The organism is Burkholderia pseudomultivorans (genome assembly GCF_902499075.1).
GTDB lineage: Bacteria > Pseudomonadota > Gammaproteobacteria > Burkholderiales > Burkholderiaceae > Burkholderia > Burkholderia pseudomultivorans.
Genome location: NZ_CABVPP010000015.1, coordinates 40,659 through 56,899, shown reverse-complemented (window position 1 = coordinate 56,899; position 16,241 = coordinate 40,659). Strand labels below are relative to the sequence as shown.

At 67.8% G+C, this 16,241-nt stretch carries 12 protein-coding genes; 5 read left to right on the top strand and 7 right to left on the bottom strand.

Translation table 11 applies throughout. The features are described from left to right. Positions 1-9: 9 nt before the first annotated feature. The gene (locus tag BST28156_RS13030; protein WP_060245212.1) at positions 10-786 is read right to left on the bottom strand and encodes an L-iditol 2-dehydrogenase; all 777 of its coding nucleotides are present in this window, start codon (positions 784-786) and stop codon (positions 10-12) included. 340 nt (positions 787-1,126) lie between these two features. On the opposite strand from BST28156_RS13030, the gene BST28156_RS13025 reads away from it, so the two are divergent. Genes BST28156_RS13025 through BST28156_RS13010 form a run of 4 tightly spaced genes read left to right on the top strand, consistent with a single transcriptional unit; the run spans position 1,127 to position 4,235 of the window. Next, positions 1,127-1,588, top strand: a complete 462-nt coding sequence (locus tag BST28156_RS13025; RefSeq protein ID WP_060245213.1) for a Fur family transcriptional regulator — start codon at positions 1,127-1,129, stop codon at positions 1,586-1,588. Positions 1,589-1,634: 46 nt separating this feature from the next. After that, positions 1,635-2,576: a metal ABC transporter solute-binding protein gene (locus tag BST28156_RS13020; RefSeq protein WP_174902370.1), complete on the top strand. Its 942-nt coding sequence runs from the start codon at positions 1,635-1,637 to the stop codon at positions 2,574-2,576. Continuing rightward, positions 2,573-3,460, top strand: coding sequence for an ABC transporter ATP-binding protein (locus tag BST28156_RS13015; protein ID WP_174902369.1), 888 nt, complete (start codon positions 2,573-2,575; stop codon positions 3,458-3,460). The genes BST28156_RS13020 and BST28156_RS13015 overlap by 4 nt, the downstream gene beginning before the upstream one ends. Beyond that, positions 3,453-4,235, top strand: a complete 783-nt coding sequence (locus BST28156_RS13010; RefSeq protein ID WP_060245231.1) for a metal ABC transporter permease — start codon at positions 3,453-3,455, stop codon at positions 4,233-4,235. The genes BST28156_RS13015 and BST28156_RS13010 overlap by 8 nt, the downstream gene beginning before the upstream one ends. Positions 4,236-4,346: 111 nt before the next feature. On the opposite strand, the gene fghA is transcribed toward BST28156_RS13010, so the two are convergent. From fghA to BST28156_RS12995, 3 genes are all read right to left on the bottom strand, one after another. Next, positions 4,347-5,195: an S-formylglutathione hydrolase gene (gene fghA / locus BST28156_RS13005; protein ID WP_174902368.1), complete on the bottom strand. Its 849-nt coding sequence runs from the start codon at positions 5,193-5,195 to the stop codon at positions 4,347-4,349. Between the two features lie 16 nt (positions 5,196-5,211). Further along, positions 5,212-6,318: an S-(hydroxymethyl)glutathione dehydrogenase/class III alcohol dehydrogenase gene (locus BST28156_RS13000; protein WP_034208263.1), complete on the bottom strand. Its 1,107-nt coding sequence runs from the start codon at positions 6,316-6,318 to the stop codon at positions 5,212-5,214. 367 nt (positions 6,319-6,685) lie between these two features. After that, positions 6,686-8,134, bottom strand: a complete 1,449-nt coding sequence (locus BST28156_RS12995; RefSeq protein ID WP_174902367.1) for a xylulokinase — start codon at positions 8,132-8,134, stop codon at positions 6,686-6,688. Positions 8,135-8,559: 425 nt separating this feature from the next. On the opposite strand from BST28156_RS12995, the gene BST28156_RS12990 reads away from it, so the two are divergent. Then, positions 8,560-9,936: a nucleobase:cation symporter-2 family protein gene (locus tag BST28156_RS12990; protein WP_060239875.1), complete on the top strand. Its 1,377-nt coding sequence runs from the start codon at positions 8,560-8,562 to the stop codon at positions 9,934-9,936. 234 nt (positions 9,937-10,170) lie between these two features. Here the strand turns inward: BST28156_RS12990 and BST28156_RS12985 are convergent, their stop codons facing one another. Genes BST28156_RS12985 through BST28156_RS12975 form a run of 3 tightly spaced genes read right to left on the bottom strand, consistent with a single transcriptional unit; the run spans position 10,171 to position 16,181 of the window. Next, positions 10,171-11,694 carry an efflux transporter outer membrane subunit gene (locus BST28156_RS12985; protein WP_174902366.1) on the bottom strand — a complete coding sequence of 508 codons (1,524 nt, stop codon included), beginning with the start codon at positions 11,692-11,694 and terminating at the stop codon, positions 10,171-10,173. After that, positions 11,694-14,894 carry an efflux RND transporter permease BpeB gene (bpeB, locus tag BST28156_RS12980; protein ID WP_174902365.1) on the bottom strand — a complete coding sequence of 1,067 codons (3,201 nt, stop codon included), beginning with the start codon at positions 14,892-14,894 and terminating at the stop codon, positions 11,694-11,696. The genes BST28156_RS12985 and bpeB overlap by 1 nt, the downstream gene beginning before the upstream one ends. 15 nt (positions 14,895-14,909) lie before the next feature. Next, entirely contained in the window at positions 14,910-16,181 is a 1,272-nt protein-coding gene (locus BST28156_RS12975; RefSeq protein WP_060244310.1) for an efflux RND transporter periplasmic adaptor subunit, read from the bottom strand. Positions 16,182-16,241: the final 60 nt, after the last annotated feature.

The following is a 16,241-nucleotide window of genomic DNA, read 5'->3' as shown; positions in this document are numbered from 1 at the left end:
GCTGCCATGTCAGCTCATCCAGTTGCCGCCGTCGACGTTCAGCGTCTGGGCGGTGATGTAATCGGCGTCGGCCGACGCGAGGAACAGCGCGGCGCCCGTCAGGTCGCCCGGCACGCCCATGCGGCCGAGCGGCACCGCTTCGCCGACGAGCCGCTTCTTCTCGCCGAGCGGCCGGTTCTCGTAGCGCGCGAACAGCGCGTCGACCTGCTCCCACATCGGCGTGTCGACCACGCCCGGCGCGATGCCGTTCACGTTGATCCGGTGCGGCGCGAGCGCGAGCGCGGCCGACTGCGTATAGCTGATTACGGCCGCCTTCGTCGCACAGTAGTGCGAGACGAGCGCCTCGCCGCGACGGCCGGCCTGCGACGACATGTTGACGATCTTGCCGCCGCGCCCCTGCTCGACCATCCGCTGCGCGACAGCCTGCATCAGGAAAAACAGCCCCTTCACGTTGACCGCGAACAGCCGGTCGAACACGTCCCACGATTCGTCGAGGATCGGACGCATGTCGAACAGCGCGGCGTTGTTGAACAGGATGTCGACGCCGCCGAAGCGCTCGACCGCGGTCGCGACGATGCGTTCGATGTCGTCGCGGCGCGTGACGTCCGCGGTGACGGCCACTGCGCGGCCGGGATGGGTTTCGACGAGTTTCGCGAGCGAGCCGCTCGGCGGCTTCACGTCGACCAGCACGCAGCGCGCGCCCTCGTCCAGATAGCGTTGCGCGACCGCCTCGCCGATGCCGCTTGCGGCGCCCGTCAGGATCGCGACCTTGTCTTCCAGTCTCACTGGCTGTCTCCGGTTCGTTCTGCTGTACGACGGCCGCGAAGTGAGCGAACGCTCGCGGCACGAACAATTGCTCTGTTAGTGATCGAATGATCGGATACGCGATTCGCGCTGTCAAGGCGGGACGACAGCTTTCGATGATGCGCCGCCGCACGGCGGCGTCCGGTCGCGGGCCGGCGACGCAGGCCGGACAACGCGCTTTGCGCGTCGATGCGGTGCGGCGGACGGGGCTTAAACAGGGCTGGATGGCGCGCCGAGGCAGAATCGGGGCGGAAATCGGGCTGCACGGGATGGCGATACGTTATATCATCGCCGTACTCCGTTTCATCGCCTGCTTGACGCCATGGCTACCTCCTCCTCCCTCGCCGCCCGGCTGTCCCGGGCCGACGCATTTGCCGCCGAGCACGGGCTCGCGTGGACGCCGCTGCGCCGCCAGGTCTACGAGCACGTGCTCGCCGCGCAGCGCCCGATCGGCGCCTACGACCTGCTCGCCGAACTCGAGCCGAAGCGCGGCCGCGTACCGCCCACGACCGTCTATCGCGCGCTCGACTTCCTCGTCGAGCACGGCTTCATCCACCGGATCGAGTCGAAGAACGCGTTCTTCGCGTGCTGCGAAATCGGCGTGCCGCACGAAGGCCAGTTCCTGATCTGCGACGCGTGCGGCGACACCGTCGAGATTCCCGGCGGCGACCTCGCGAAGCAGCTGTCGTCGAGCGAGCCCGCGCACGGTTTCGAAGTTCACCACCAGGTCGTCGAGCTGAGCGGCCTGTGCGGCCACTGCAAGCGCAAGCCCGCGCAGCGCTGACGTCGATCGCGCGGCGCGTGCGCCGCCCCTTCCAACGAGGAGTTCCATGTCCATTGCCCTGAAGCGCGCACCGCTGCGCGCCCTGTCGCCCGTTCGTCGTTCCACCGCGTCGCGCGCCGTGCGCTGGCTCGCCGCCGGCGTCGCCGCGCTGTCGCTCGCGGCGCCCGCGCTCGCGCAGGCCGCGCCCGTCAATGTCGTCGCCGCGGAGAATTTCTACGGCGACGTCGTCGCGCAGATCGGCGGCCGCCACGTCGCGGTCACCAGCATCCTCAGCAATCCCGACCAGGATCCGCATCTGTTCGAGGCGAGCCCGAAGACCGCGCGCGCGCTGCAGCACGCGCAGCTCGTGATCTACAACGGCGCCGCCTACGATCCGTGGATGGGCAAGCTGCTCGGCGCATCGAAACAGGCGAAGCGCGCGACGATCGTCGTCGCCGACCTGGTCGGCAAGAAGGCCGGCGACAACCCGCACCTGTGGTACGACCCGGCGACGATGCCGGCCGCCGCGCGCGCGATCGCGACCGAGCTCGGCCGCGCCGATCCGGCCAACAAGGCCGAATACGATGCGAACCTGCAGAAGTTCGTCGCGTCGCTGAAGCCCGTCGACGACAAGGTCGCCGCGCTGCGCGCGCAGTACAAGGGCGCGCCCGTGACGGCCACCGAGCCCGTGTTCGGCTACATGGCCGACGCGATCGGCCTCGAGATGCGCAACCAGCGCTTCCAGCTCGCGACGATGAACGACACCGAGGCGAGCGCGCAGGACGTCGCCGCATTCGAGAAGGATCTGCGCGACAAGCAGGTGCGCGTGCTGATCTACAACAGCCAGGCCGAGGAAGCGATGACCACGCGGATGCTGAAGATCGCGCACGACAGCGGCGTGCCGACGGTCAGCGTCACCGAGACGCAGCCGGCCGGCAAGACCTTCCAGCAATGGATGGCCGCGCAGCTCGACGCGCTCGGCAATGCGCTTTCCACCGGCAAGAAATGACACCGAATCCCCACGCACTCGCCGTCGATCGCGTCACGCTCGAACTGGGCGGACGCACGATCCTGCGCGATGTCAGCTTTTCGATCGAACCGGGCGAATTCGTCGGCGTGCTGGGCCCGAACGGCGCGGGCAAGACGACGCTGATGCGCGCGGTGCTCGGGCTCGTGCCCGTCACCGGCGGCACGCTGTCGGTCGGCGGCCTGCCGGTCGCGCGCGGCAACGCGTCGATCGGCTACATGCCGCAGATCCGCAGCGGCCTCGCGAACCGCCGGATGCGCGGCTACGACTTCGTCGCGATGGCCGCCGACGGTCATCGCTGGGGGCTGCCGCACACGAGCGCCGCGACGCGGCGCGACGTCGACCGCGTGCTCGACCTGGTCGGCGGCCGGGCGCTGTCGCGCCGGCCGCTGTCCGAGCTGTCGGGCGGCGAACGCCAGCGCCTGCTGCTCGCGCAATGCCTGCTCGGCAATCCGAAGCTGCTGCTGCTCGACGAGCCGCTGATCAGCCTCGATCCGAACCACCAGCGCGGCGTCGTCGAACTCGTGCGCAAGGTCCAGCGCGAGCTCGGCATCACCGTGCTGTTCTCCGCGCACGAACTGAACCCGCTGCTCAACGCGCTCGACCGCGTGCTGTATCTCGGCAACGGCGTCGCGGCGCTCGGCACCGTCGACGAGGTGATCACGAAGCCCGTGCTGTCGCGCCTCTACGGATCGCCGATCGACGTGATGCGCGTGAACGGCAAGATCTTCGTGATGTCGGGCGACGTCGAGATCGAGAAGCACGACCACGAACACGAGGACGACGACGGCCATGCGCACGGCGGCGGCCACGATCATCACCCTCATCACGGACACGCGCATCCCGGGCATTCGCACGATGTTTGAATACGATTTCATGATCAACGCCTTCGCGGCGTCGGGGATCGTCGCGGTGCTCGCGGGCATCGTCGGCTACTTCCTCGTGCTGCGCGGGCAGACCTTCGCCGGCCACGCGCTGTCGCACGTCGGCTTCACCGGCGCGACGGGCGCGGTGCTGTTCGGCATCTCGCCGATCTGGGGCATGGTCGGCTTCACGCTCGCGACCGGCATCGCGATGGGCGCGCTCGGCGAACGGCTCGCGGGCCGCGACGTCGCGATCGGCGTGATCCTGTCGGGCGCGCTCGGCTTCGGGCTGCTGTTCCTGCATTTCTATACGTCGTTCGCGACGCAGGTGACCGCGCTGCTGTTCGGCAACGTGCTCGCGGTCAGCCACGACACGCTCGCCGTGCTCGCCGGCATCGGCGTGGTGAGCCTCGTCGCGCTCGCGCTGATCGCGCGGCCGCTGCTGTTCGCGTCGCTGCAGCCCGAGCTGGCCGAGGCGAAGGGCGTGTCGCTGCGCACGGTGTCGGTGCTGTTCCTCGCGGTGTGCGCGCTCGCGGTCGCCGCGGCGACGCAGATCGTCGGCGTGCTGCTCGTGTTCACGCTGCTGGTCGGCCCGGCTGCCGCCGCGCAGAACGTGTCGACGCGACTATCGACCGGCGTGCTGCTCGCCGCGCTGTTCGCGCTGTTCGAAGCGTGGCTCGGCATCGTGCTCGCGTATCACACCGACTGGCCGACCAGCTTCTGGATCACCGCGCTGTCGGGGCTCGTGTACGGCGCAAGCCTGTTGAGACGACGCTGACCTGCGCGGCCCGCATTGCGTCGGGCCCGCGACGCAAACGAACAACGCCGGCGTGCCCGAAGGCATCGCCGGCGTTTTTTATCGATGCCGCCGCGCGTTACACGCTTCGGCTCATCGCGTCAGCACGCGCGCATGATGCGCGACGTGATCGGCGACGAACGTCGAGATGAAGTAATACCCGTGGTCGTAGCCCGCATGACGACGCAGCGTCAGCGGCTGGCCGGCCTTCGCGCACGCGGCTTCGAACACGTCCGGGTTCAGCTGGTTCGCGAGGAATTGATCGGCGAGGCCCTGGTCGACGAGGATGCCGTCCGCGAACTTCGGCGCATCCGCACGCGCGACGAGTTCGCTCGCGTCGTGCGCCTTCCACGCTTCGCGATCGGCGCCCAGATAACCCGAGAACGCCTTCTCGCCCCACGGGCAGCGCGTCGGCGCCGCGATCGGCGCGAACGCCGATACCGACCGGTACAGGTCCGGATGGCGCAGCGCCAGCGTCAACGCGCCGTGGCCGCCCATCGAGTGCCCGAAGATCCCGAGCCGCGCGCCGTCGATCGGCAGTTCGGCCGTCACGATCTCGCGCAGCTCGCCGGTCACGTACGACTCCATCCGGTAATGCGCGGACCACGGTGCCTCGGTCGCGTCGACGTAGAAGCCCGCGCCGACGCCGAAATCCCACGCGTCAGTCTCGCCCGCCGCGCCCGCGCCGCGCGGGCTCGTATCGGGCATCACGAGCGCCACGCCGTGCTGCGCCGCATACTGCTGCGCGCCGCCCTTGATCGCGAACGTCTCCTCCGTGCACGTGAGCCCCGCGAGATAGAACAGCGCCGGCACGCGGCCGTGCGCGGCCTGCGGCGGCAGATACACGGCGAACTTCATCGGCAGGCCGATCGCTGTCGAAGCGTGGCGATAGAAGCGCTGCTCGCCGCCGTGGCACGCATGCGCTGAAACGAGTTCGAGCATGATCGCGCCCTCTCGATCAGTACAGCACGACCGAGCGGATCGACTCGCCGGCCTTCATCAGGTCGAAGCCTTCGTTGATGCGCTCGAGCGGCAGCGTGTGCGTGATCAGGTCGTCGATGTTGATCTTGCCTTCCATGTACCAGTCGACGATCTTCGGCACGTCGGTGCGCCCGCGCGCGCCGCCGAACGCCGAGCCCTTCCACTCGCGGCCCGTCACCAGCTGGAACGGGCGCGTGCCGATTTCCTCGCCCGCTGCGGCCACGCCGATGATGAACGACTGGCCCCAGCCCTTGTGCGTGCACTCGAGCGCCTGGCGCATCAGCTTCACGTTGCCGACGCACTCGAACGAGTAGTCGGCACCGCCGTCGGTCAGCTGCACGATATGGTCGACGACGTTCTCGACCTCGTTCGGGTTGATGAAGTGCGTCATCCCGAACTTCTTCGCGAGCTCGACGCGCTTCGGGTTGATGTCGACGCCGATGATCTTGTCCGCGCCGACCATCTTCGCGCCCTGGATCACGTTCAGCCCGATCCCGCCGAGGCCGAACACGACGACGTTCGCGCCGGCCTCGACCTTCGCCGAGTACACCACCGCGCCGACGCCGGTCGTCACGCCGCAGCCGATGTAGCAGATCTTGTCGAACGGCGCGTCCTCGCGCACCTTCGCGACGGCGATCTCGGGCACGACGATGTAGTTCGAGAACGTCGAGGTGCCCATGTAGTGGAACAGCGGCTTGCCGTCGAGCGAGAAGCGCGAGGTCGCGTCGGGCATCAGGCCCTTGCCCTGCGTCGCGCGGATCTTCTGGCACAGGTTGGTCTTGCGCGACAGGCAGAACTTGCACTCGCGGCATTCGGGCGTGTAGAGCGGAATCACGTGGTCGCCCTTCCTGACGGTTCCGACGCCGGGGCCGACGTCGACGACGACGCCCGCGCCTTCGTGGCCGAGGATCGCCGGGAAGATGCCTTCGGGGTCCGCGCCGGACAGCGTGTAGTAGTCGGTGTGGCAGATGCCGGTCGCCTTCACCTCGATCAGCACTTCGCCGGCGCGCGGCCCTTCCAGATCGACTTCCTCGATCGTCAGCGGCGCGCCCGCCTTCCATGCAATCGCTGCTTTCGTCTTCATCGTGTGACTCCTCGTTGAGTTTGTCGATCAGCGTTAGCGCTTTAGCGCTTACGCTGATCCCATGCAAAGCTGTCGATTCGAGTTGGCGCTTCAGCGCTTACTCGAGTCCCATGCAAAGCTGTCGATTCGAGTTGGCGTTTCAGTGTTCGCACTGGTCTCATGCCAAACTGCCGGTCGACGTCGGCACCTCAATGCTCGTTCACATCCCGAGCAACGCCGACGCCCGCACCGCGCATCACGTGCATCGCACACAGCACCGCCATCGTGCTCGCCATGATCGCCGATCGCCGCGCGCGCCGCGTGCGGGAAACAGTCGCCGGCTTGCCACGATGCGTCATCGATGACGCAAAACGACAAGTGCCCGAGTTTAATCGCCCGTCGTGAACCACGCATCCGTTCGCGCATACAGATCGACGAAGCGCGCGCGCCGCGTCGCGAGCGCACGATCGTCACGCGGCGCCGCAACCGGCGACGCCGCCGGCGCTAGCGCGCGCAACGCGGACTCGCGCCAGTGCCCGATCGCGACGCCCGCGAGCAGCGCGGCGCCGCGCGTCGCGGCGTTCGGACAATCGACCGCGTCGAGCGAGGCGCCGAGCGCGTCGGCGAGCAGTTGCCGCCAGCGCGGATCGACCGAGCCGCCGCCCGCCACACGCAGCGACGTGACGCCGCCGCCGCCCGCATCGCGAATCGCATCGAGCCCCGCGCGCAGCGCAAAGGCCACGCCCTCGAACGCCGCCCGCATCATCGCGCCGCGCGTATCGCCGAGCGAAAGACCGAGCCAGCCGCCGCGCGCATCGGGATTCATCCATGGCGAACGCTCGCCGGTCAGGTACGGCAGGAAACACAGCCGTTCGGACGCCGGCCGCGCGAACGCGTCTTCATACGCGGCCGCCCAGTCCGCATAACCAAGCCAGCCGCGCACCGCTTCGAGCGCCAGCCCGACGTTCTGCATCGCGGCCATCGTGTAGTAGCCGCCGCCGGCCGCCGCACGATAGCGATGCAGCCCGCGCCGCGCCGGCGGCAGCGTATCGGCGAGCACGACGATCTGGCCGCCGCTGCCCGTCGTCAGCAGCGCATCGCCGGCCGCCACGAGCCCGCTGCCGAGCGCCGCGCACGCGGTGTCGGCCGCGCCTGTCGCAAGCGGCGCGCCGGCCGGCAAACCGAGCGCCGCGGCCGCCTGCGCAGCCAGCGCGCCGCAGCGCGCGGTCGATGCGCGCAGCGGAGCAAACCGGTCGGCCGGCAGCCCGAGCGCGCCGATCAGCGACGCATCCCACTCGCCGTCCGGCGTGGCGAGCGCGGTCGCGCACGCGTCGCTCGGATCGGCCGCGACGTCGCCGCCGAGCGCGACGCGCAGCCAGTCCTTCGGCTGCACGGCCCAGCGCGCGGCGCGCAGCGCATCGGGCTCGTGCGCGGCCAGCCAGCGCAACAGCGGGCCGGCCATGCCGGGCGCGACCGGATTCGGCGCGTCGGACGAACCGGCGCCGGACCAGTCGGCCGCCTGCGCTTCGCGCACCGCGCGCGTGTCGGGCCATAGCAGCGCGGGCCGCACGGGCCGGCCGGCCGCATCGATCAGCACGACGCCGTGCATCTGGCCCGAGAAACCGATCGCGGCGACTTGTGCGCGCTCGTCGGCCGGCAGCCGCGCGGCTGCGCGCACCAGCGCCTGCCACCACGCGTCGGGCGCGATCTCGGCCCAGCCGGGCTGCTGCGACGACAGCGCATACGGTTCGCTCGCGACCGCGCGCTCGACGCCGTCCGCATCGAGCGTGACGAGTTTGACGGAACCGGTGCCGAGATCGATGCCTAGCAGACGCATGACGGGATGACGAGTCGAATGAACGGATTTCGATGATAGCGGGATCGTGCTGCGCGCCCCGATTTCCACGGCGACGCACGGTGCGGCGAGGTCCGGTTGCGCCAGGCTGCACCGTGCGCCCGAAAACGGCTGTTCGCGGGTTAACCCGACGCACTTTTCAGCGGCCTCGTTTCCCCACTATGCCGCAACGGCCATACACACCATAAAGCCACCTATATTTGACAGGGGGGCCTGCACAATTTTGAAGGGCTATAAAACCGGGAAACCTCACTCCAGCGGCAGTTTCCCGTGACCGACACCCTGCTCCATGCCGAAATGGCATATCGAACCTGCAAAGAACGGAATAGAACCCAGTGCTCTTGTTGCGCCGGTTCATTCCGCATAACTTCGTATCACCCCGAAAACAAGATCATGGAGTGAGACAGATGCAATCGAACACGGTCCATCCGTGCGATGAGGTGTTGCCGACCGGCAAGCTCGTAACGCTCGGCCTGCAACACGTCCTCGTCATGTACGCCGGCGCTGTCGCCGTGCCGCTCATCGTTGGCGGCGCGCTCAAGCTGCCGAAAGACCAGATCGCGTTCCTGATCAGCGCCGATCTGTTTTCGTGCGGCATCGCCACGCTGATCCAGACGCTCGGCCTGTGGATCTTCGGGATCCGCCTACCCGTCATCATGGGCTGCACGTTCGCGGCCGTCGGTCCGATGATCGCGATCGGCACCAATCCCGGCCTCGGCATTCTCGACATCTTCGGCTCGACGATCGCGGCCGGGATCATCGGCATCGTGCTCGCGCCGATGATCGGCAAGCTGCTGCGGTTCTTCCCGCCGGTCGTGGTCGGCACCGTGATCTCGGTGATCGGGCTGTCGCTGATGGAAGTCGGCATCAACTGGGCGGCCGGCGGCGTCGGCAATCCCGACTACGGCAGCCCGGTCTATCTCGGCCTGTCGCTGCTCGTGCTGACGCTGATCCTGCTGATCAACAAGTACGGCCGCGGCTTCCTCGCGAACATCTCGGTGCTGCTCGGCATCGTCGCGGGCTTCGTGATCGCGTTCGCGCTCGGCCGCGTGAATACCGACGGCGTGTCGCTCGCGCCGTGGGTCGGGTTCGTGATGCCGTTCCACTTCGGCCTGCCGCACTTCGATCCGCTGTCGATCGCAACGATGGTCACGGTGATGTTCGTCACGTTCATCGAATCGACCGGGATGTTCCTCGCGGTCGGCGACATGGTCGATCGTCCGGTCGACCAAGACCGCCTGGTGCGCGGCCTGCGCGTCGACGGCCTCGGCACGCTGATCGGCGGCATCTTCAACTCGTTCCCGCACACGTCGTTCTCGCAGAACGTCGGCCTGATCGGCGTGACGGGCGTGAAGAGCCGCTTCGTGTGCGCCACCGGCGGCGTGATCCTCGTGCTGCTCGGCCTGTTCCCGAAGATGGCGCAGGTCGTCGCGTCGGTGCCGCCGTTCGTGCTCGGCGGCGCAGGCATCGTGATGTTCGGGATGGTCGCCGCGAACGGCATCAAGGTGCTGTCGAAGGTCGACTTCGTGAAGAACCACCACAACCTGTTCATCGTCGCCGTCAGCATCGGCATGGGCCTCGTGCCGGTCGTGTCGCCGCACTTCTTCTCGAAGCTGCCGCCGGCTCTGGCGCCGATCCTGCACAGCGGCATCCTGCTCGCGTCGGCATCGGCCGTGATCCTGAACATCGTGTTCAACGGCGTGAAGGGCGAAAAGGACGCGAAGTGCGACATCCGCCGCGCCGGCCACGACTTCGACGGGCAGCCGGCCGACGTGCATCACTGATCGGCAGCGCGCGCCGGTTCGCGGCGCGTAGCGGCACGCAGCAACGCAAAACGCCACGGACTGCCGTGGCGTTTTGCATGGGACGAGCGCATCGCGCGACGCCGATGCAAGCAACCGGTCGGCCGGCACAAAAGAAAACGCCACGAACTTGCGTCCGTGGCGTTTTTTTGCATGAAGCCGGTTCGGCCGACAGGACAGACGGGAGAGGTTGCCCGCTCCCGCCCTTCGTCGTGCTTACCCGTTCGTCGACGTTGCCGACGCAGGCGCCGGTGCGGCCGCCTTGTCGTAGTCCGCCGTGTCGTCCGGCGCGCGCGGCGTTTCGCCGGCCCGCTGGATCCAGCCGCCGCCGAGCGCGCGGTACAGGTCGACGAGATTCGTCCAGCGCGCGAGACGCGCATTGATCAGCGACTGCTGCGCGGTGTACAGGTCCGTCTGCGCTGTCAGCACCGACAGGTAGCTGTCGACGCCGTTCTTGTAGCGCAGGTCCGACAGGTCGAAGCGTCGCTGCTGCGCGTGCTCGTTGCGCTCGAGCGCGGCGATCTGCTGGTCGTACGTGCCGCGTGCGGCCAGCCCGTCCGACACTTCGCGGAATGCCGACTGGATCGCCTTCTCGTAGTTGGCGATCTCGATGCGCTTCTGCACGTTCGCGAGGTTCAGGTTCGCGATGTTCTGCCCGCCCTCGAAGATCGGCATCGTGATCTGCGGCGCGAACGACCACGCCGCCGTGCCGGCCTTGAACAGCCCGCCGAGCGTCGGGCTCGCCGTACCGAACGCGCCCGTCAGCGAGATGCGCGGGAAGAACGCCGCGCGCGCCGCGCCGATGTTCGCGTTCGCGGCCAGCAGCGTCTGCTCGGCCTGCATCACGTCCGGACGACGCGTCAGCAGGTCGGACGGCAGGCCCGCCGGCACGTCGGTCAGCAGGTTCTGCGCGTCGAGCGGCATGCCCGGCGGCAGGTCGTCCGGCAGCGGCTCGCCGATCAGCAGCACCAGCGCGTTGACGGCCTGCGCGCGCGCACGTGCCTGCGCCTGCTGGTTCGCGAGCGCCTGCTCGACAACCGTCTGCGCCTGACGCAGGTCGAGCTCGGAGCCCGTGCCGTTGTCGAACTGCAGCTTGGTCAGGTCGTACGACGCCTGCGCGGTCTTCAGCGTGTCCTCGGTGACCTTCAGCAGGTCGTCGGTCGACAACAGCGTCAGGTACTGGTCGGCCACCTGCGACACGAGCGAGATTTCGGCGGCCTGGCGCGCATAGGAAGTCGACAGGTATTGCGCGAGCGCCTGATCCTTCAGGCTCTGCACGCGGCCGAACAGGTCGAGTTCCCACGACGCGGACAGCCCGACGTTGTAGGAGCGCGCGATGTACGGCACGCCGGTCGGTGAAACACCTTGCGGATAACGCTGGATGGAGCCCGAGCCCGTACCGTCGAGCGTCGGGAACAGGCCCGCGCGCGTGATCTGATACTGCGCGCGCGCCGCCTCGATGTTCAGCACCGACACGCGCAGGTCGCGGTTGTTCTTCAGCGCGATCTCGATCAGCCGCTGCAGGCGCGGATCGACGAAGAATTCGCGCCAGCCGATCGCCGTCGCCTCCTGCCCGTTCGCGCTGCGCGCGCCGGCGGCGCCCGGCTGCGTCGCGTAGACGCCGCCGGACGGGAACGCCTGCGACACGGGCGCGTCGGGCCGCTTGTAGTGCGGCGCCATCGTGCAGCCCGTGGCGAAGAGCGCGACTGCGATCGCAGTCAAAGCGTGTTTTTGCATCATCACTGCCCCTTGTTGCCTTCGTCGCCGTTGCCCGGCTTCTCTTCGTGGTGCGAGTGCTCCTGAGCCAGGCGCAGCGCCTCGTCGGCGTCTTCCTTCTCGCCGCTGAAGACGGCGCGGATCTTCACGAAGAACATCGGGATCATGAAGATCGCGAGGAACGTCGCGGTGATCATCCCGCCGATCACGCCCGTGCCGATCGCGTGCTGGCTCGCCGAGCCCGCACCGTTGCTGATCGCAAGCGGCATCACGCCGAGAATGAACGCGAGCGACGTCATCAGGATCGGACGCAGCCGCAGGCGCGCCGCTTCCAGCGCGGCCTCGATCGGCCCCATCTTCTCCGTCATCTGCAGTTCGCGCGCGAACTCGACGATCAGAATCGCGTTCTTCGCCGACAAGCCGACGGTGGTCAGCAGGCCGACCTGGAAGAACACGTCGTTCTCGAGGCCGCGCATCGTCGCCGCGAGCAGTGCGCCGATCACGCCGAGCGGCACCACCATGATCACCGAGAACGGGATCGACCAGCTTTCATACAGCGCCGCCAGACACAGGAACACGACGAGGATCGAGATCGCGTACAGGATCGGCGCCTGCGAACCGGACTGGATTTCCTGGAACGACAGGCCCGTCCACGAATAGCCGATACCGACCGGCAGCTTCTTCGCGAGCGCTTCCATCGCGGCCATCGCCTGACCGGTCGACTTGCCCGGTGCGGCCTGGCCCTGGATTTCCATCGCCGAAATACCGTTGTAACGCTCGAGCTTCGGCGAACCGTACGTCCAGTGACCGGTCGCGAACGCGCTGAACGGCACCATCCCGCCCGACCCGTTGCGCACGTACCAGACGTTCATGTCCTCCGGCGTCATCCGGAACGGCGCGTCGGCCTGCACGTACACCTTCTTGATCCGGCCGTCGATGTCGAGGAAGTTGTTCACGTACTGCGACGCCCACGCGATCGAGAACGTCTGGTCGATCGCCGATGCCGTCACGCCGAGCGCATTCGCCTTCTCGCGGTCGATGTCGACCTTGTACTGCGGCGTGTCGTTCAGGCCGTTCGGGCGCACGCCCTGCAGCGTCGGATCCTTCGAGGCCATCCCGAGCAGCTGGTTGCGCGCGGCCATCAGCGCATCGTGGCCGAGGCCAGCGTTGTCCGTCAGCTCGAAGTCGAAGCCGGCGGCCGTGCCGAGTTCCGGAATCGACGGCGGGTTGAACGGGATCACGATCGCGTCCTTGTAGCCCGCATAGCGTCCGAACATCCGGCCGATCAGCGCCTGGACCTTCTGGTTTGCGTGCTGACGCTGCGAGTAATCCTTCAGGCGCACGAACACGAGACCCGAGTTCTGGCCGCGGCCCGCGAAGCTGAAGCCGTTGACCGTGAACGCGGATTCGACGATGTCCTTCTCGTCCTTCAGCAGGTAGTCGGAAATGTTCGCGAGCGTCTTCGCGGTCGTTTCCTGCGTCGAGCCCGACGGCGTCTGCACGATCACGAACATCAGGCCCTGGTCCTCGTCGGGCAGGAACGACTTCGGCAGGCGCACGAACAGCAGCCCGACCGCGACGATCACGACCAGATAGATGATCAGCCAGCGGCCCGAGCGCTTGATCACGTGGTGCACGCCGACGTGGTACTTGTCGCGGCTCCGGTTGAACGTGCGGTTGAACCAGCCGAAGAAGCCCGTCTTCTCTTCGTGATGCCCCTGCGGGATCGGCTTGAGGATCGTCGCGCACAGCGCCGGCGTCAGAATCAACGCGACGAGCACCGACAGCACCATCGCCGACACGATCGTCAGCGAGAACTGACGATAGATCGCGCCGACCGAACCGCCGGAGAACGCGACCGGCACGAACACCGCCGACAGCACCAGCGCCACGCCGACGAGTGCGCCGGTGATCTGGCCCATCGCCTTCCGGGTCGCCTCCTTCGGTGACAGGCCCTCTTCCGCCATCACGCGCTCGACGTTCTCCACCACCACGATCGCATCGTCCACCAGCAGACCGATCGCGAGCACGAGGCCGAACATCGACAGCGTGTTGATCGAGAAGCCCACCAGCGACATGATCGCGAACGTGCCGAGCAGCACGACCGGCACCGCGATCGTCGGGATGATCGTCGCCCGCAGGTTCTGCAGGAACAGATACATCACGAGGAACACCAGCACGATACCTTCGAGCAGCGTCTTGACCACTTCCTCGATCGACAGCTTCACGAACGGCGTCGTGTCGTACGGGTACTTCACGACGAGACCGTGCGGGAAGTACGGCGTCAGCTCGTCGATCTTCGCGCGCACGGCCTTCGCGGTCGCCAGCGCGTTCGCGTTGGTCGCGAGCTGGATACCGAGCGCCGCGGTCGGCTGACCGTTGTACTTCGTGTCGAAGTTGTAGTTTTCGCCGCCGAGGCCGATCTGCGCGACGTCCTTCAGGCGCACCTGCGAGCCGTCCTGGTTCACCTTCAGCAGGATGTTGCCGAACTGCTCGGGCGTCTGCAGCAGCGTCGATTCGGTGATCGTCGCCTGCAGCACGGTGCCCGGCTTGGCCGGCGTGCCGCCGATCTGGCCGCCCGCGATCTGCACGTTCTGCTGCGTGATCGCGGTCGTGACGTCCACCGGCGTGAGGCCGTAGTTCGTCAGGCGGGTCGGGTCGAGCCAGATCCGCATCGCATACTGCGAACCGAACAGTGTGACGGTACCGACGCCGTTCAGGCGACTGATCGGATCCTTCACGTGCGACGCCACGTAGTTCGCGAGGTCGTACTTGTTCATGCTGCCGTCTTCGGAGTTGAAGGCGAGCACCAGCAGGAAGCTGCTGCTCGACTTCGTCACCGACAGGCCGAGCTGCTGCACGACCTGCGGCAGGATCGGCGTGGCGAGCGACAGCTTGTTCTGCACCTGCACCTGCGCGATGTCGGCATTGGTGCCCGGTGCGAACGTCAGCGTGATCGTCGCGTTGCCCGAGTCGTCACTCGTCGACGACATGTACAGGAAATTGTCGAGACCGCTCATCTGCTGCTCGATCACCTGCGTCACCGTGTCTTCCACCGTCTTCGCGGAAGCGCCCGGGTAGTTCGCGGTGATCTGGATCGATGGCGGCGCGATCGTCGGATACTGCGCGATCGGCAGCGTGAAGATCGCCGCAACCCCGGCCAGCATCAGGATGATGGCGATCACCCACGCGAAGATCGGGCGATCGATAAAAAACTTTGCCATGAAACAGGCCCCCTGTTATTGCGCGCTCGACGCAGCGGCAGCGCTCGCCGGAGCGGCGCCCGATGCAGCTGCGCCCGAAGCGGCGGCGCCGGAGCCGGCAGCGGCCGGCGCGGCGGTGGCAGCGGCATCGGACGCGGCGCCCGCGGCCGGCGCGAGCTGCGCCTGCACCGACTTCACGGTCGCGCCCGGACGCACCTTGTCGACGCCCTGCACGATCACGCGGTCGCCCGCCTGCAGGCCGCCTTCGACGATCCAGTTCTGCCCCTGCATGCCCGACGTCTTCAGCGTGCGCGTCTCGACCTTGTTGCTCGCGTTCACGACCAGCGCGACCGGCTGGCCCTTCTGGTCGTGCGTGACGCCGATCTGCGGCACCAGGAACGCGCCGTCGTTCACGCCTTCCTCGATCCGCGCGCGCACGAACATGCCCGGCAGCAGCACCTTGCCCGGGTTCGGGAACACCGCGCGGATCGTCACCGAGCCCGTCGTCTGGTCGACCGTCACGTCCGAGAACTGCAGCTTGCCCGGCTCCGAGTAGGTCTTGCCGTCCTCCAGGACCAGCGACACCTTCGCCGCGCCCGGCCCGCTCGTCTTCAGCTTGCCGCTCTGCACGTCCTGGCGCAGCTTCAGCCCGTCGAGGCTCGACTGCGTCAGGTCGACGTAGACCGGATCGAGCTGCTGCACCGTCGACATCAGCGTCGCCTGGCTCGCCTGCACGTACGCGCCCGGCGTGACCTGCGAAATGCCGACGCGGCCGGTGATCGGCGACACGACGTCCGTGTAGCCGAGGTTGATCTGCGCGGTGTCGACCGCCGCCTTGCCGGCCGCGACGTCCGCCGCAGCCTGCCCTTGCGCGGCCACCGCGTTGTCGTAGTCCTGCTTGCTGACCGCGTTCGCGGCCACCAGCACCTTGTAGCGCGCGACCAGCGCGTTCTGCGTGGCCAGGTTCGCCTGCGCCTTCGCGAGCGTCGCCTTCGCGCTGTTCAGCGCGGCGATGTACGGCGCCGGATCGATCTTGTAGAGGCGCTGGCCGGCCTTGACGTCGCTGCCCTCGGTGAATTCGCGGCGCAGCACGATGCCGTCGACCCGCGCGCGCACCTGCGCGACGAGGAAGGCGCTGGTACGGCCCGGCAATTCGGTGAAGACCGGGACGGCTTGCGGCTGGACGGTGACGACGCCGACTTCCGGCGTTTGCGGCGGCGGTGCCGATTCTTTTTTCCCGCACGCGGCCAGGAAAACGGCGGCCGTCGCGACAGTGATTAAGCGGTATGGAACCCGTTCGACGCGCATGGAGCGACCTCTTGTATAACCAATGGAATGAGTGCGGCGCCCGACCGGAGCGCTACACGG

Excerpts from the sequence above, each read along its gene's own strand:
- BST28156_RS12975 (WP_060244310.1), bottom strand. The coding sequence starts at position 16,181 with ATGCGCGTCGAACGGGTTCCATACCGCTTAATCACTGTCGCGACGGCC.
- BST28156_RS12995 (WP_174902367.1), bottom strand. The coding sequence starts at position 8,134 with ATGCGTCTGCTAGGCATCGATCTCGGCACCGGTTCCGTCAAACTCGTC.
- BST28156_RS12985 (WP_174902366.1), bottom strand. The coding sequence starts at position 11,694 with ATGATGCAAAAACACGCTTTGACTGCGATCGCAGTCGCGCTCTTCGCC.
- BST28156_RS13010 (WP_060245231.1), top strand. The coding sequence starts at position 3,453 with ATGTTTGAATACGATTTCATGATCAACGCCTTCGCGGCGTCGGGGATC.
- BST28156_RS13015 (WP_174902369.1), top strand. The coding sequence starts at position 2,573 with ATGACACCGAATCCCCACGCACTCGCCGTCGATCGCGTCACGCTCGAA.
- BST28156_RS13025 (WP_060245213.1), top strand. The coding sequence starts at position 1,127 with ATGGCTACCTCCTCCTCCCTCGCCGCCCGGCTGTCCCGGGCCGACGCA.
- bpeB (WP_174902365.1), bottom strand. The coding sequence starts at position 14,894 with ATGGCAAAGTTTTTTATCGATCGCCCGATCTTCGCGTGGGTGATCGCC.
- BST28156_RS13020 (WP_174902370.1), top strand. The coding sequence starts at position 1,635 with ATGTCCATTGCCCTGAAGCGCGCACCGCTGCGCGCCCTGTCGCCCGTT.
- BST28156_RS13000 (WP_034208263.1), bottom strand. The coding sequence starts at position 6,318 with ATGAAGACGAAAGCAGCGATTGCATGGAAGGCGGGCGCGCCGCTGACG.
- BST28156_RS12990 (WP_060239875.1), top strand. The coding sequence starts at position 8,560 with ATGCAATCGAACACGGTCCATCCGTGCGATGAGGTGTTGCCGACCGGC.
- fghA (WP_174902368.1), bottom strand. The coding sequence starts at position 5,195 with ATGCTCGAACTCGTTTCAGCGCATGCGTGCCACGGCGGCGAGCAGCGC.